The 14,524-nt window shown below is 38.8% G+C and carries 19 protein-coding genes; 13 read left to right on the top strand and 6 right to left on the bottom strand.

From position 1 onward, the window contains the following. Window positions 1-194: 194 nt before the first annotated feature. The 13 genes from GKR92_08210 to GKR92_08150 all read left to right on the top strand — a co-directional run bounded on the left by GKR92_08210 (window position 195) and on the right by GKR92_08150 (window position 10,855). Entirely contained in the window at window positions 195-743 is a 549-nt protein-coding gene (locus GKR92_08210) for a UPF0149 family protein (GenBank protein QMU61679.1), read from the top strand. A gap of 75 nt (window positions 744-818) precedes the next feature. Next, complete coding sequence (pepP, locus tag GKR92_08205; protein QMU62751.1) at window positions 819-2,129, top strand: Xaa-Pro aminopeptidase; 1,311 nt, start codon at window positions 819-821, stop codon at window positions 2,127-2,129. 53 nt (window positions 2,130-2,182) lie between these two features. Then, window positions 2,183-3,406 (top strand): 2-octaprenyl-6-methoxyphenyl hydroxylase, encoded by a 1,224-nt coding sequence (gene ubiH / locus GKR92_08200; GenBank protein ID QMU61678.1) that lies wholly within the window; start codon window positions 2,183-2,185, stop codon window positions 3,404-3,406. 76 nt (window positions 3,407-3,482) lie between these two features. Beyond that, window positions 3,483-4,700, top strand: coding sequence for a 2-octaprenyl-3-methyl-6-methoxy-1,4-benzoquinol hydroxylase (locus GKR92_08195; protein QMU61677.1), 1,218 nt, complete (start codon window positions 3,483-3,485; stop codon window positions 4,698-4,700). 38 nt (window positions 4,701-4,738) lie between these two features. Beyond that, the gene (locus GKR92_08190) at window positions 4,739-5,260 is read left to right on the top strand and encodes a hypothetical protein (protein ID QMU61676.1); all 522 of its coding nucleotides are present in this window, start codon (window positions 4,739-4,741) and stop codon (window positions 5,258-5,260) included. A gap of 116 nt (window positions 5,261-5,376) precedes the next feature. Continuing rightward, window positions 5,377-5,862: a hypothetical protein gene (locus GKR92_08185; protein QMU61675.1), complete on the top strand. Its 486-nt coding sequence runs from the start codon at window positions 5,377-5,379 to the stop codon at window positions 5,860-5,862. Between the two features lie 147 nt (window positions 5,863-6,009). Then, complete coding sequence (locus GKR92_08180; GenBank protein QMU61674.1) at window positions 6,010-6,252, top strand: hypothetical protein; 243 nt, start codon at window positions 6,010-6,012, stop codon at window positions 6,250-6,252. Between the two features lie 90 nt (window positions 6,253-6,342). Further along, window positions 6,343-7,062, top strand: coding sequence for a hypothetical protein (locus GKR92_08175; GenBank protein QMU61673.1), 720 nt, complete (start codon window positions 6,343-6,345; stop codon window positions 7,060-7,062). 197 nt (window positions 7,063-7,259) lie between these two features. After that, on the top strand, window positions 7,260-7,727 hold the full coding sequence (locus tag GKR92_08170; GenBank protein ID QMU61672.1) for a DUF1851 domain-containing protein: 468 nt from the start codon (window positions 7,260-7,262) through the stop codon (window positions 7,725-7,727). Window positions 7,728-7,858: 131 nt separating this feature from the next. Then, a complete protein-coding gene (locus tag GKR92_08165) occupies window positions 7,859-8,254 on the top strand; it encodes a hypothetical protein (GenBank protein QMU61671.1) in 396 nt (131 codons plus the stop codon). Window positions 8,255-8,309: 55 nt separating this feature from the next. After that, window positions 8,310-8,711, top strand: a complete 402-nt coding sequence (locus tag GKR92_08160; protein ID QMU61670.1) for a hypothetical protein — start codon at window positions 8,310-8,312, stop codon at window positions 8,709-8,711. Between the two features lie 629 nt (window positions 8,712-9,340). After that, window positions 9,341-10,057, top strand: a complete 717-nt coding sequence (locus GKR92_08155; protein ID QMU61669.1) for a hypothetical protein — start codon at window positions 9,341-9,343, stop codon at window positions 10,055-10,057. A 117-nt stretch (window positions 10,058-10,174) separates the two neighbouring features. Then, window positions 10,175-10,855, top strand: coding sequence for a type 1 glutamine amidotransferase domain-containing protein (locus GKR92_08150; GenBank protein QMU61668.1), 681 nt, complete (start codon window positions 10,175-10,177; stop codon window positions 10,853-10,855). A 204-nt stretch (window positions 10,856-11,059) separates the two neighbouring features. Here the strand turns inward: GKR92_08150 and GKR92_08145 are convergent, their stop codons facing one another. The 6 genes from GKR92_08145 to GKR92_08120 all read right to left on the bottom strand — a co-directional run bounded on the left by GKR92_08145 (window position 11,060) and on the right by GKR92_08120 (window position 14,524). Next, the gene (locus GKR92_08145; GenBank protein QMU61667.1) at window positions 11,060-11,479 is read right to left on the bottom strand and encodes a hypothetical protein; all 420 of its coding nucleotides are present in this window, start codon (window positions 11,477-11,479) and stop codon (window positions 11,060-11,062) included. Window positions 11,480-11,528: 49 nt separating this feature from the next. Next, window positions 11,529-11,972, bottom strand: coding sequence for a hypothetical protein (locus GKR92_08140; GenBank protein QMU61666.1), 444 nt, complete (start codon window positions 11,970-11,972; stop codon window positions 11,529-11,531). 3 nt (window positions 11,973-11,975) lie between these two features. Further along, entirely contained in the window at window positions 11,976-12,467 is a 492-nt protein-coding gene (locus GKR92_08135) for a hypothetical protein (protein QMU61665.1), read from the bottom strand. A gap of 6 nt (window positions 12,468-12,473) precedes the next feature. Next, window positions 12,474-12,884: a hypothetical protein gene (locus GKR92_08130; GenBank protein ID QMU61664.1), complete on the bottom strand. Its 411-nt coding sequence runs from the start codon at window positions 12,882-12,884 to the stop codon at window positions 12,474-12,476. Between the two features lie 65 nt (window positions 12,885-12,949). Beyond that, window positions 12,950-13,789 (bottom strand): sulfate transporter, encoded by an 840-nt coding sequence (locus tag GKR92_08125; GenBank protein ID QMU61663.1) that lies wholly within the window; start codon window positions 13,787-13,789, stop codon window positions 12,950-12,952. A 6-nt stretch (window positions 13,790-13,795) separates the two neighbouring features. Beyond that, window positions 13,796-14,524 (bottom strand): ATP-binding cassette domain-containing protein, encoded by a 729-nt coding sequence (locus GKR92_08120; GenBank protein ID QMU61662.1) that lies wholly within the window; start codon window positions 14,522-14,524, stop codon window positions 13,796-13,798.

Genomic DNA, 14,524 nt, shown 5'->3' with positions numbered 1-14,524 from the left:
CGTCAACTAAAATTGTTAACAAAATTACCAATAAAAACCTTTTAATACCGCTTTAATTTCAACCATAATTTCATGATAGAAATAAGGGAAATGAGTTTTAAAAGCAATAATTACAAAACTACATTTTTATATAGACATCTTTAGCGGATCAATTTCGAGTGATTACGCTGGTGAGATGTTAGAATCAACAACCTATGACACCTGACTACGAAAAAATTCAAGATATTCTGTCTTACGTGCAATCACCTTACACACCGGAAGATTGCCACGGCATGCTGTGCGCAATGTTGATAGTGAATAATTCTTTGCAATGCAAAAGGTGGTTGGGTGAAATTTGCACACAAAATGGAGAAGGGGAGTCGCTAGAAGGCGATCATCACGACACCCTTTGCGCATTATATGAACATACCAAACAAGAGCTGAATGATACCTTGTTGAATTTCACATTGCTCATTCCCGAAGAGCACAATAGCTTGAACGCTAGAGTAACCTCACTAAAAAAATGGTGTGATGGTTTCTTGTTTGGATTAGCGCTAGCCGGCGTAAAAGATTTAACCCACGTGCCAGAAGACTCAATGGAGATCCTGCAAGACATCACTACAATTTCTCAGGCTTCAGAAGAGGAGGAAGAAGATGAGATGAATGAAGTCGCGTACTCGGATATCGTTGAGTATGTGCGTATGGGGGTACTCCTTATTAATGAGGAAATGCACCCAATGAATCGGCCCCAAACGATTCAATAATCTCTTACAATAATCCCAGATATAATCTGTGTTCAATAATTCCTAATCTAACGTTAAGTTTTTAGTTTGTATAAGATTGATCAAAAAGAGCTACTAAAGCGACGCAAAACACTCATGCGTATGGTGGGTAATGATGGTGTAGCCATAATTCCTTCAGCAACATCAATTTCCAGAAACCGTGATGTAGATTTCGTCTTTAGACAAGACAGCGATTTTCTGTATTTAACCGGATTTGATGAACCTGATTCATTGGCGTTGATCTTGCCGGGCAATCCAAAAGGCCAATTTATTCTATTTTGTCGAGAACGAAATCCAGAACAAGAAATTTGGGATGGTCGCCGAGCGGGTCTTGAAGGTGTGAAAGAAAATTACGGCGCGGACCTTGCATATCCGATCGAAGAGCTTGATGAAATGGTGCCGAAACTATTTGCAGATCGTGAACGTTTCTTTTATCCCATGGGCCGTGACACTAACTTTGATCGTCGCCTAATCAACTGGGTGAATCAATCACGTGGCTCTGCACGTAGTTCAAAGCATGTGCCTCATGAATTATTGTCGTTAGACTATTTTGTACACGACATGCGTTTGTATAAATCACGCAGCGAACTCACACTTATGCGCCAAGCTGCTAAAGCGGCTATCGCAGGACATACTCGCGCCATGCAGGCATGTCAGCCCGGCATGTATGAATACGAAGTGGAAGCGGAATTATTGTATGAGTTTAGAAAAGCAGGTTGCGTAACTGCGTATCCTTCTATTGTAGGGGGTGGTGACAATGGTTGTATTTTGCATTACATCGAGAACAATCAAGAACTCAAAGACGGTGATCTTTTATTAATTGATGCCGGAGCAGAATACCAAGGTTATGCAAGTGACATTACGCGCACGTTCCCAGTAAATGGCACATTTTCTAAGGCGCAACGAGAAGTGTATGAGCTAGTACTAGAGTCGCAACTTGCTGCGATTAAAAAAGTGAAGCCGGGCAACCACTGGAATGATCCGCATCATGAAGCGGTAAAAGTACTAACCAAAGGTCTAGTAGAAATTGGTTTGCTAAAAGGCAAACCCGCAAAACTCATCAAAGATGAAGAATATCGGCAGTTTTACATGCATCGCACTGGGCATTGGTTGGGTTTAGATGTGCACGACGTGGGCGATTACCGATTTGATGAAGAATGGCGTCTGCTAGAACCAGGCATGACACTTACCGTTGAACCAGGCTTATACATTTCTAAAGCTAGAGGTGTGCCGAAGAGATTTTGGGATATCGGTATTCGTATAGAAGATGATGTATTGGTTACCAAAGACGGCAGTAGTGTGCTCACAGAAAAACTTACTCGTGATCCAGATGAAATTGAAGCGCTTATGTCAGCTTCTGTTCATTAAAAATAAGCCATGTCTGAATACGACATTGCAGCTTATTAATCTAAAATCTACTCATGGCTTCACATTATGATATCGCAGTAGTAGGCGGGGGGCTGGTTGGCAGTAGTTTAGTATGTGCCTTAGCTTCTTCTTCATACCGTATTGCATTAATAGATTCTCAACCATTGGTTGATATAGAACTCAAAGCCGATCAACTTGATGGACGCAGTATCGCGCTCGCACTGTCCTCAAAGAAAATGCTGTCTGCATTAGGCATGTGGGAAAAATTACAAGAACACGCGACAGCAATAAAAAAAATTCATATTTCAGACCAGGGCCACTTTGGTGCTACACGCTTAGACAGTGCGCGTTATGAAGTAGAAAGTTTCGGTTACTTGGTACCTGCAGACCATCTTATCCATACACTGAATAAGCAGGTGGATGCCTTAGACAACGTGACACGTATACAACCATATGAAGTATCCGCAATTGAAAATCACAGTGACCACGTCACTCTCAAACAGAAGAGTGGCGAAGAAATTCAAGCTAGCTTACTCGTCGCAGCAGACGGCGCAAATTCCTTTATTCGTAAAGCGCTGGAGATAGAGGTGGAAGAAAAACAATATCAACAGTCAGCTATTGTCGGAAGTGTTGAGTGTGAGGGAGTACATAACAACACCGCTTATGAGCGCTTTACAGAAGAGGGCCCGCTGGCCTTGTTACCCAGAGAAGGAAATCGTTGCGGCTTTATATGGATGAATCCAACGGAGGCCGCTGAAAATCATCTCGCATTAAGCGATCAAGCTTTCAAGGACAAACTCCAACAGGCGTTTGGCTTTCGTTTAGGCCATTTTCAAACAGTGAGCAAACGCTTTGCCTATCCATTGGCCTTGCTAATGAGCGAACAACGCGTGCAACAGCGTGTTGTGTTAATTGGTAACGCTGCACAAACTTTGCATCCCATTGCAGGCCAAGGACTGAATCTCGCGTTACGTGACATTGCAGAACTAGTTGAACTATTAAATGAGAATGATCTAAATAGTTCCGATGGAAATCTAGACAAGATGCTCATGTGCTATGCGCGTAAACGCCAGCCAGATATAGAAAAAACGATTCGTTTTACTGACCGATTAAATTTTTTGTTTAACGCCGACTATCCTGTATTAAAACAATCACGAGGTTTGGGGTTAGCCATGCTGGGAGCAATACCAGTATTAGAAGAGCGGATTGTGAAACAAAATCTTGGCGAGTCAGTTTCTAGCGCCAACCTTCTGCGTGGGAATGCAGTTAACTCATGAAATTAATTCTCTTAACATTTAATGTAGTTATTACAGGCGCTCATACAAGCCTGCTTAGAGGTAATTCGGTAAACTCATGACATCTGAGCATTTTTCAGTTGATGTAGTTATTACGGGAGCCGGCATGGTCGGACTAACCCTAGCAAACTTACTTTCTAAGCAAGGTAAGTCGATTGCCATTATAGATCGAAGCGAAGTTGCAGCCTTTAAAGATCAGCAAAAATATCAATCACGTGTCACAGCAGTAAGTCCAGGCTCACAAGCCATCTTTAAATATTTGAATGCATGGCCTGCCATGCAAGCTAAAAGGGTTTCACCGTTTCAGCATATGCATGTGTGGGATGAGGCAGGTGGCTCCCAAGAAAATGGTGGGGTTCACTTCAACGCGAATGACATGGATAGGAACAATCTTGGGCATATCGTTGAAAACTTTGTCATCCAATCCAGTCTGAATGAAGTTTTGCGGCAGCAGGAGAATGTTGAATGGTTTTTGCCAGAACACATAAGCAAAGTCATAACCTTTCAAGATCATGCGGAAGTAGAGTTAGATAGTGGCACGGTTATATCTGCCAAACTAGTGGTAGGTGCAGATGGTGGTCGCTCAACCGTACGCAATTTGGCAGAAATTGCCTACACTGAAAAAAGCTATCAGCAAATAGGATTGGTAGCGTTAGTGCAAACAGAACAGCCGCATGAAAATACTGCATGGCAACGTTTTTTAAGCACAGGACCGTTAGCACTTTTGCCACTAGATAATGGCCAATGTTCGATAGTTTGGTCAGTCAGTGGAGACTATGCAGATGAACTCATGAAGCTCAATGAACACGAGTTTGCAGAGGCCTTAACCCAGGCCAGTGATAGACAGCTAGGCAGCATCACATTGAAATCAAAGTGTGCAGCCTTTCCATTAGTATCAGGTCAAGCCGAGAGCATGGTGCAGCCTCGTATTGCATTGGTGGGCGATGCCGCACATGCATTGCATCCATTAGCAGGCCAAGGCGCAAATTTAGGATTTACCGATGCAGCAGTGTTAGCAGATGTTCTAGAACAAACAGAACGTGACATCGGCAGCTTAAAAGTATTGCGTAAATATGAGCGTGCAAGGGTGGGGGAGACACAAATTATGCAAAGTGCAATGGATGCATTTGTTGCGGCATTCGGTTCAAGCAATAGTACGGTGGTGACAGCAAGGAATGCAGCTTTGCGATCGGCAGACTCCATTCAACCCGTGAAGAAGTTTTTTATGAAGCATGCCATGGGGTTGAGTAAGGACAGACCCACATATGCAAGATAATCATTTAATGTCTGCTTACGACCCAAAGCGGACATTATATGACGAAAATACTTTGTAAATTAATTCAAATAATTAAACATAAAAATGGGGGAATCATGAACTCTTTTTCTTACATTCGTATACTTTTAATAATCAGCATAATTACTTTATTTATAAATATAACCAGTGCAAATGAACTAGATTTTTCTGATGAAGCAGTCGCAAAAGAAATTATAGAGGGGAATTGGACTTGTTCTCATTGGGACAAATATGGATCTGGAGAGACATACTGGAATTTTAAAAAAGTTACTGGCAGAAAAGTAGCAGGGGAAAATCATTATGGATATTGTCCTTCTGAAAAAGGAACAGTGAAAGGTAAATTAAAAAAGAATAATATGAGAATAAATGTAAAAAGACCATTACCATGCTCAGATTTAACTGGTGTGCTTACGTTTCAAGCCAGTGATGATGGGTTACACACCGCAGAAGGTATAGTCGTGCTTACTAATCACGAACGTACAAGAGGCACGCTTAAATGTGTAAAAGCTAACGTTAGAGATAAAGGATTGTTATCAGAATAAATCTAAGTATATACAGTAAATAATTTTGGCAAATGTCCGCTATTGGCCGAAAGCGGACGCTTGGAGTTTAATTAAAAAATGAAGCTCATGAAAGGCTTGCGGACATAATTGCGGAAATGCGTGATTTGGATTGCGAGTGTCGGAAAAAGTATGCTGCACTTATAAAAGACAACTTCCAAATACGTCTAGTCTCTTTGCAGGCAGCTAATGAGAAGCTAGGCGACTATATGAAGACAAAATACATGGCTGTGGTAACAGAACTAAAGCGAGATATAAGAATATTTACAGGAAGTAATATGCTTATATTTTTTCTATTATTAGTTGCTTCTTTATTAAAACCCAAAGCAATGACACATCTTTTTCTTCCAGGTGTGCTACTAGTAACTTCAACCTTGATTTGCTCATATTTTTATATTTTTGAACAAAACTGGTTGTTCACAATTATCTATAGTGACTATTTAGGTTATGGGTATCTAGCCTATGTCGGAGTACTGTTTCTATTTTTGTGTGACATAGTTTTCAATAGAGGTAGAGTTACTACCGAGATAATTAATGCCTTACTGAATGCAATAGGCTCGGCTGCCTCACTGCTACCATGTTAATTATTTATGGTTGATGAATGTCCGCTATTGGCCGAAAGCAGACATAAACTAAACCATTGAATGGGATTTCAGGTTGGATTCAAAAATAAACAGAATTAAAATGACTGCTAACGACCCAAAGCGGACATTTAACAAGAAGGAAAATTCATGAGTACTCGAGCAGGTGAGTTAATAGAAATCATGAAGACTCGACTTGAAATGCAAAAAGACGGAATTACAAAACCACCACCGTCTGTAAAAATAGCAACTGAAACGCTAGTCGAGAGACTTTCAGAAATGGAAATGGATGAGAGAATAGAAATTAATACAGACACAGAGTCGGTGGCGAAATATATTCATTCATCGACTGGTGAAATTTTAGCTGAAATACATATTCAAGATGACCGCTAACGACCCAAAGCGGACAATCATAAATTAACCTGGGTGCTGCGATAGCAATGCAAATTAGTCATTTATTACAATGTAATTTAAAAAAGAAAAATGACCCGCTCTAGTATATTTTCTTTATCATGTATTGCGTTACTAGTTAGCTACCTCCTCTATCTAACTTTTTTCTACCAATCCTCATCAGACAAATGGCATGATTGGATTCGTATTAATTCGTTGAAAAATCCACAAAATGTAGTAGAAGCCATAATTGAGAAGAATCTTCATTTTGGTAATGAAGTGGTCGGCAATCTTTTACGAGTTTCATTAGAATCTGAACATGATGAAAGAATAACTGTTTGGGAAAGTACCGATAAATCATATCCTTCTTTAACTTGGGATTCTGATACTAACCTAATCATTTCCTATAAAAGTATCTCAACACACTCATATAGTTCAATAATAGAGCTAGATGGCGTTACCTATACTATCTCGCTAAATATGAATCCAGATTTTGAGCATGTTACGACGGATGCATGGACTGGTTGGGAATGGCATCATGTTAGTACAATTGATCATCCATCAAATAAAATCACTACATTTATAGAACGTGGCACTCATAGAGATGCGTCACCAGTAATACGTGTATTACTGTCAAGCAACCATCCCCCAAACAGCGAAGTGTGGGTTGGTGCAGAATTCAATAATCCAGATATTTCATGGGAAGGAGATGATCAGTTAATAATTTCTTCTGACGAAAACTATTTTTATAGCTACTTCCCTACATATAAAGCAGGTGAGATGATTTACAAAATAACTCTACGGAAAAAATAATAATTGCTTTTCACATAACAAATGCATGCAATCGGACGCAGCAAAACTGCGATAATGATGAATAGCGTTTATGACCGCTTATGGCCGAAAGCGGTCATAAATCAATTCAAATATGGGGAATCTTGGTTGGAAACTCTAAATAACAACTTTAAAATGTCTGCTTACGACCCAAAGCGGACATTCACACTATTAACAAAATGCTAGATAAATACATACTAGATCAGTCTCAATTTGATTGGTCAACAATACTGAAGACATGGCATTGGTTGCTGCCCACAGAATTTACAGTGTGGTTTATGAATCGTTTTGGAGACTTATTTATCGTCACAGATAATGGGTCTGTATGCCACTTACACATGGACGATGGTGTCTACAATGAAGTGGCAGCTAATAAAGATTTATTTTCAAACGTTATAGATGAAGGTAATAATGCAAACGAATGGTTATATATCCCTCTGGTAGATAAATTAGTTTCTAGTGAAGTTCATTTACAGGAAAGTGAATGCTACGGTTTTATCAAACCTCCTGTAGTTGGTGGAGATTACACATTGGAAAATATTAAACCTATTTCTGTATCTGACTATATTTCGTATCTGGGTACATTTTACGAGCAAATTAGAGATTTGCCTGATGGTGCAAAGATAGAGTTTAGAGTAACTGACTAATGTCCGCTATTGGCCGAAAGCAGACATAATCATTTTAAATAAGGGGAATCTTGGTTGGAATCTCAAAACTACACACTTAAAATGACCGCTTACGACCCAAAGCGGACATTCAAGATTCATAAATATTAATCATGGATAACCAATATTCAACACCAAAAAGCAACTTAACAAATAAGACAAAGAAAAGTACAAGTGGTAAGTGGATAAGTGTATTTGCTGTAATTCTTGCTGGTTTGTATTTTGTGTGGTGGGCCTATCAGTCTAATCAGTGGAATTACGCGATTTATTCAATTCCATATTTATTTGCAGGCATAGCTTTAATAATGAATAAAAGCTGGTCTCAATATATTTTTTATATCATTGCAATTTTTCATATTGGATGGTGGTTATATAAGCTTCTTTCGGTAGAAGAATGGAATTATGTAGGGCTTTTAGATCTCTTTATAAGTCTAGTCCCAGGATTATTATTTATGATTGTAAATATAGGTTTAGTTGTACTGATTTATAAACATTTTCGTAATACTTAATGTCTGCTTATGGCCGAAAGCAGACATAAACTACACTACTATCGGGAGAATCTGGTTGGATTCAAAAACATTATTGATTAGTAGTATTTTTCTTTTCTTATCGGGATGTGGTTGTACAGGCAATCTATTGTTCGGTAATGCTGGATTTGAAAAAGATATGCAACAACATATAGGCGATCATCTTAAAGATAAAATCAGCATTAACGCATATGAAAATCTCTTAGAATCAAGAATATATGAAAGTAAGACTCTGACTCCTAACAATCAGTCTTTAACACAATTTAACGAAGGGAAACTATTGTATAAATCAGATAGACAGCCATTCATAAACAGCAATGAAGATAAATGTAACGTTTCTTTAGTTATTAATGAAAAAACTATGGTTATAGAAGACTTCATTTACGTAAGCGAGAGAAGTGCTTGCAAACTCGATAAGCATTACTGTGGTCCGTGGTAACGACGTTTTATGAATGTCCGCTATTGGCCGAAAGCGGTCATAAATCAATTCAAATATGGGGAATCTTGGTTGGAAACTCTAAATAACAACTTTAAAATGTCTGCTTACGACCCAAAGCGGACATTGAGTCTTGAGCAAATAAGGGAATATATATTAATATGAATAACCTTTCATTATTTTTGCTCTTTTCTTTTTTTATTTTGGTTTTGTTGCTCTCAGAGAAGAGCTTTAAAACTCAATTATATTTTATAGGGTTAGGGGTTCTAATTGGCCTATTAAGTCTATTTAAATGTGATGTTGCAATACTTTCTTATCCAGAATCATTGAAAAATATTATATTGATGGAGGGTCGGTATGGATCTTTTTGTTATGTAGTTCATATCGGCTACGGAATTACTTTGGCAGGAATATTTGGAATACTTATTGTCTTTTTTACTGCAAAAAAATAGTCACTTGATGTGCCTTCATGCTTGAAATTGCATCTTACATAAAATGACCGCTATTGGCCGAAAGCGGACATAACTTAAACCACTGAAGGGGATTTCAGGTTGGATTCAATAAATAACAATCTTAAAATGACTGCTTACGACCCAAAGCGGACATTCAGAGGTTAGCATTGCAGAGTAATTATGAGATCAAATTTCATACCTTTTTTGATCATTGCACTAATATCACCACTTGAGATTTGTGCGGAAATTACAATTTCTAACCTTTTGGATTCAGCTATCTCTCTAAATGAATCGAACAAATACGATAAAGATTATGAATTTGTAAAAGAGTCATACGAATTAGCAAACTCACCACAACTATTTTATGCCTCAGTTGTAGAAGGTTCAAAAGGAAATGAGCTGGAAGCAATTAAATATTTAATTGCTGGTCAGATCCGTAGTACAGCTGATATGAAACTATTTACAGCCAATTCAGAAAGTGATGGAAAATTAGTTGGAGAGCTTTGGGAGCTAATATTTTATCAATTTGGCGGGGCTGGTGGCACTGTGCGCTACAGGGATAAAGAAATATATGAAGAAATATTTAGAAACATAAATAATTATTCTCCAATTATAAATGATAGCTACAATCCCGGATGGCAATTTAGAAGTTCTATAGACACGATTGAGTACTCTAAAGAGATAAGTAAAAGCAAAGAACATCGACTTCTGCAATTACACGGCTTGGTAAAGCTTATGAAGAACGATGAATATTATGCTGCCAGTATGGAGCTTCAAGAAATTCAAGAAAGAATTAAAAGAGGTACTAAAATTGAATCTGACGGAGAGCGCTCAGTGGAGCTAGTTAATAAAATGAGAGAAATATCAGGTGAGTCTAAACTACCGATTCCCAATTAAAATTTTGAATGTCCGCTATTGGCCGGAATCAGACATAATAATAATTAAACTATGCTTTCAATATAGTTAATACTGGTTATCCAACTTTATAAATTCACTTAAACCAGGGAAATCTAAATGAAAATTCTTATGGTACTTACATCGCATGATCAGCTAGGTGATACTGGAAAGAAAACTGGATTTTGGTTAGAGGAATTTGCAGCCCCGTACTATGTATTCAAAGATGCAAATACAGAGATTACACTTGCATCACCGAAAGGCGGGCAGCCACCTTTGGACCCCAAAAGTGATGGGCCAGGCGCCCAAACAGAAGCAGTCAAAAGATTCAAACAAGATAATGATGCTCAAGCAGTATTAGCAAATACCATTTGCTTATCTGAAATTTTGCCAAGTGATTATGATGCGGTATTTTATCCTGGAGGGCATGGACCTCTATGGGACTTGGCAGAAGATGTGGATTCAATAGCATTGATTGAAGCGATGCATCAATCTGGGAAACCGGTTGCTGCAGTATGTCACGCACCGGGAGTACTTCGACACACTAAAAATTCTGATGGATCACCATTAGTTGATGGGAAATCGGTAACAGGCTTTAGTAATTCTGAAGAGGACGCAGTCAAACTTTCTGAGATAGTGCCTTTTCTAGTTGAAAACGAGTTAAAGGCTAAAGGTGGAATCTATTCCAGTGTTGATGAATGGCATCCATATACTGTCACCGATGGCAACCTGATTACCGGCCAAAATCCAGCCTCATCATATCCTGCTGCGGGTGCTTTGTTAGAGATGATTAAGACATAGATACCCATTTAATTAAATGTCTGCTTATGGCCGAAAGCGGACATTAGGTTAAAGAGTTAATTTGAAGGCATCGTCCAGGATGCGCCTCTTATTCGTACGGTCGCTTCCGACATCCTGTCTCACGCGACACTTGTGCATCCTGCACATCGTCCCTGTACTCATTAACTGTCCGAATTAGGACATGCGCGACTGAAGGTCTGCGAATTAAAGCTCTTTTTCTAAAGCTTTTGTGCAGTTAATATATTTCTCAGTTGCGCTTTCGACCATGGCCGTAAAGTCTTCTTTTGAAATTGTGCCGCTTTCAATGTCGGTTTTCATCATTTCATTTACTTGTTTGGTAACTTCGCTTAGATCTCCACCTTCTGCTACTGGGTTGATGGAAGCATCTTGATATTTTTGCGGGTAGGCGCTGAGCGTTTCAATTTGGCAATTAGCCATACCTTCTGCGACAAGTTTTAATTTAGCTTGCGGATCTGCTTCAGTCGCTAAAGCATCTTTAAACTGTTTTTCAAGAATAGGGGTTATCTGTTCAATATAGACTTGTTTGTATTTTTCTACATTGGATTCTGCATGTGCAATATTGAGTAATGCGACAATAATAACTCCGAAGATGATGTGTTTCATTTTTATAAACATTACGGTTGAAGTTATTCAGGGATTTTGTTTTGACATATTATTGAGGCATATTGTCTGGATTCGGCTCGGCGTCGCTTAGGCAAATCTTGTATTTTTCAACCGCAGCTTCAGTCATTGTTTTGAGTTCTTGATCGGTTACTTCGCCGCTTTTGATATCTTCTTGAATTATTACCTTTAAGTCTTCATTCGCTTTGTTGAGATCGACGCCATTTGCAATCGGTACGATTGAGGCATCTTGATACTTTTGAGGGTAGTTTTCTAGTGCGATTAATTGACAGCTTGCCATTCTGTTTGCCAGTGTTGTGACATGCTCATGTGCATCAGCCTCAGATTGAATTTTAAGCTCCATACCCATTCGTTCTTTTAATAATGGAATAAGTTGTTTCGCATAATTTTCTTTATATTTTTCAATGTTTGTTTCTGCATACACATTGCTAAACAGTGCAATGAATATAGCGAAAACGAAAATGTGAATTTTCATATTTTATCCTTGGAAGGATTGCGTTTTGGTTGTAATGGTATTAACCACTTCATCATACGCTTGTTTATTGGGTAGTGCGCTCTGCTGAATAGCGATGTTGCCGTTTGTATGTTCAATTTTAAGCATTCTTTGTCCTTTGACCGATATGGGTGCTAAGTGTGTGATATCAGAATAATGTACGGCCACTATAGTATTGCCGATGAGACTTTTTGGTGCTGAAAAACCAGTTTCCATCAAGATAATTTCATTTTTTGAAGTTAAGGCTGAGTAAATACCTAGCAAACCAATGACTACAAATATTGTAGCTGCAGCTGTCAAGCACCAGTAAAAAATCGTTGCATTTATCGCAGAGAATTCAACAAAGCGATTTAAAATTAACCCTTGTGTATTTGATGAAGCGACTTTAGATAGAATGGCTGCACAGCCGCCAAAAAATAGTGTGATAAATATGAAGGTCAGAGGGTTGGGTTTATATGGATGTTTAATTTTGCTCAATGTCGATTAGTCTCGTACAAGCACACCTTCAAATTGCTTTTTCCCGCCAATATTAACTTCGACTTTGTCGCCTTCATTAGGTTTTTGAAGAGCAAATTTTTCATTAATATATGTTCGAGCACTAGTATTTTTGGATACAGGTATCGTATAGATAGATTTATTATTTAGAATGATTTCAATGTCTTTGTTTTGATAAAGGTCTTCTAGGGTGAATTTTAATTCTATAGAGCTGCCTTTTTTCTTGTGGCATTCAAACTCTACCTCACCGCGACCCACACCAGGTTTCGTTGGAAACTTAACTTCTAGTTCCCATAGTTTCTGGTCACCAAATACGAACATAAAAATAATAAAGCCGCCAAATGCCCAAGCCCAAATTGGAATGGTGGAAAGTAATTCTAGAATTTGAGTGAAATCCATTTTTACGCCTTAAACATTGAATTTAGAGCGCATAATTATATCTACAAGCGAAATGAATTCGAATTCTAATCAGTCTCAACTGTAGCAATTTCATGCCGTGCGTTAGGAAAAAACAATTGCTGATCTTCCAATGTATAGTCTGCAATGGCTTGTTGGCCTTCGTTTGAAATGAGCCAGTCAGAAAACTGTTTAGCGTGTAGGTATTTAATATGCCCATGTCGATCTGGGTTTACCAAGATCACGCCGTATTGATTAAATAACGGGGGGTCATTTTCAAATAGTAAGGTGAGGTCATCACGGTTTTTGAACGATAACCACGTACCGCGATCTGTCATGGTATAGGCACTCATGCCGTTGGCAATATTAAGGGTAGCCCCCATGCCGGCACCTGCTTCACGATACCAGTCGCCGCTGTGCTTAACAGCGTCTACGTTAGCAAGTGACCATAACTCTATTTCTTTTTTATGTGTGCCGCTGTTATCTCCGCGCGATACAAAAGGAACTTGGTGCTGACTAATTAACTTAAATGCGTCTGCTGCATGTTTTAACTCATTAATATCTGCAGGATCATTTTTGGGTCCTACTATCACGTAGTCGTTATACATGACATCGCGGCGGTCTATTCCAAAGCCGCTCTCTACAAATTCTTCTTCAGATATTTGATGATGCACTAATACAATATCTGCATCTCCTCGTTCACCCAATAGAAGTGCTCGACCGGTTCCTACTGCAATGACACGCACATCGATACCGGTTTTGTTTTTAAACTTAGGAATTAAATATTCCAACAAACCAGAATTATCAGTAGACGTAGTTGAAGAAAGAGTAATAAATGATTCATCCTCGGCAAGTACCACATTCATCGTGATGAGCAATAGAAAAAAGATGGTTAAAATCCTATTCATTATTTTCTAATCTCCATTTAGTAATTTTCCTGCAATAAAGTCCTGTGCCATTTTGCTTTGTGGCTGTTCAAAAAAAGATTTAGCGGGCGTGTGCTCGACTAATTTTCCTTGATGTAAAAATACGATGTCATTAGCTAATCTATGTGCCTGGCCTAAGTCGTGAGTCGACATGATTATTTTAGTGCCTTGTTGGGCAATTGTCTTGATTAAACGTTCAATAGCCGCAGTCCCATTGGGGTCTAATTCTGCAGTGGGTTCGTCTAGCAGAATCACTTTGGGCTGTAATACCCATGCACGAGCGATGTTGAGGCGTTGTTGCTCTCCTCCTGATAACACGCGCGCATTGCGATCCGCCAGTTGGCTTAATCCAGTATGTTCTAGTGCTGTATCTATCAATGAAGTGTATTCGGCCTTGTTGATATTATGTAGGGATAGCACATATTCAAGATTAGCGCGCACACTGCGGCGCAATAATACTGGTTTTTGGAAAATATAGGCACGCCAAGAATGTTGTGGTTGAGGGGTATGTGTATTCCATTGCAAAGAACCTTTAGAAAGCGTTTCTAAACCATGTGCTGAGCGTAATAACAGGCTTTTGCCAGCACCATTCGGGCCAAGAATAACGGTTACATCATTAGATTCTATCGAGAGCGTGACATCGCTTAATAGAGCATTACCATTTTTAGTAATTTGCAGATTATTCACCTGCAAAGGCAAAGCATTTACTTCATTCAT

The organism is Gammaproteobacteria bacterium, assembly GCA_014075255.1.
Taxonomy (GTDB): Bacteria; Pseudomonadota; Gammaproteobacteria; order UBA4575; family UBA4575; genus JABDMD01.
The sequence above is the reverse complement of the archived record's forward strand: the minus strand, read 5'-3'. Positions and strand labels throughout refer to the sequence as shown.

Excerpts from the sequence above, each read along its gene's own strand:
- GKR92_08210 (QMU61679.1), top strand. The coding sequence starts at position 195 with ATGACACCTGACTACGAAAAAATTCAAGATATTCTGTCTTACGTGCAA.
- ubiH (QMU61678.1), top strand. The coding sequence starts at position 2,183 with ATGGCTTCACATTATGATATCGCAGTAGTAGGCGGGGGGCTGGTTGGC.
- GKR92_08195 (QMU61677.1), top strand. The coding sequence starts at position 3,483 with ATGACATCTGAGCATTTTTCAGTTGATGTAGTTATTACGGGAGCCGGC.
- GKR92_08190 (QMU61676.1), top strand. The coding sequence starts at position 4,739 with ATGACGAAAATACTTTGTAAATTAATTCAAATAATTAAACATAAAAAT.
- GKR92_08185 (QMU61675.1), top strand. The coding sequence starts at position 5,377 with ATGCGTGATTTGGATTGCGAGTGTCGGAAAAAGTATGCTGCACTTATA.
- GKR92_08180 (QMU61674.1), top strand. The coding sequence starts at position 6,010 with ATGAGTACTCGAGCAGGTGAGTTAATAGAAATCATGAAGACTCGACTT.
- GKR92_08175 (QMU61673.1), top strand. The coding sequence starts at position 6,343 with ATGACCCGCTCTAGTATATTTTCTTTATCATGTATTGCGTTACTAGTT.
- GKR92_08170 (QMU61672.1), top strand. The coding sequence starts at position 7,260 with ATGCTAGATAAATACATACTAGATCAGTCTCAATTTGATTGGTCAACA.
- GKR92_08165 (QMU61671.1), top strand. The coding sequence starts at position 7,859 with ATGGATAACCAATATTCAACACCAAAAAGCAACTTAACAAATAAGACA.
- GKR92_08155 (QMU61669.1), top strand. The coding sequence starts at position 9,341 with ATGAGATCAAATTTCATACCTTTTTTGATCATTGCACTAATATCACCA.
- GKR92_08150 (QMU61668.1), top strand. The coding sequence starts at position 10,175 with ATGAAAATTCTTATGGTACTTACATCGCATGATCAGCTAGGTGATACT.
- GKR92_08145 (QMU61667.1), bottom strand. The coding sequence starts at position 11,479 with ATGAAACACATCATCTTCGGAGTTATTATTGTCGCATTACTCAATATT.
- GKR92_08140 (QMU61666.1), bottom strand. The coding sequence starts at position 11,972 with ATGAAAATTCACATTTTCGTTTTCGCTATATTCATTGCACTGTTTAGC.
- GKR92_08130 (QMU61664.1), bottom strand. The coding sequence starts at position 12,884 with ATGGATTTCACTCAAATTCTAGAATTACTTTCCACCATTCCAATTTGG.
- GKR92_08125 (QMU61663.1), bottom strand. The coding sequence starts at position 13,789 with ATGAATAGGATTTTAACCATCTTTTTTCTATTGCTCATCACGATGAAT.
- GKR92_08120 (QMU61662.1), bottom strand. The coding sequence starts at position 14,524 with ATGAATGAAGTAAATGCTTTGCCTTTGCAGGTGAATAATCTGCAAATT.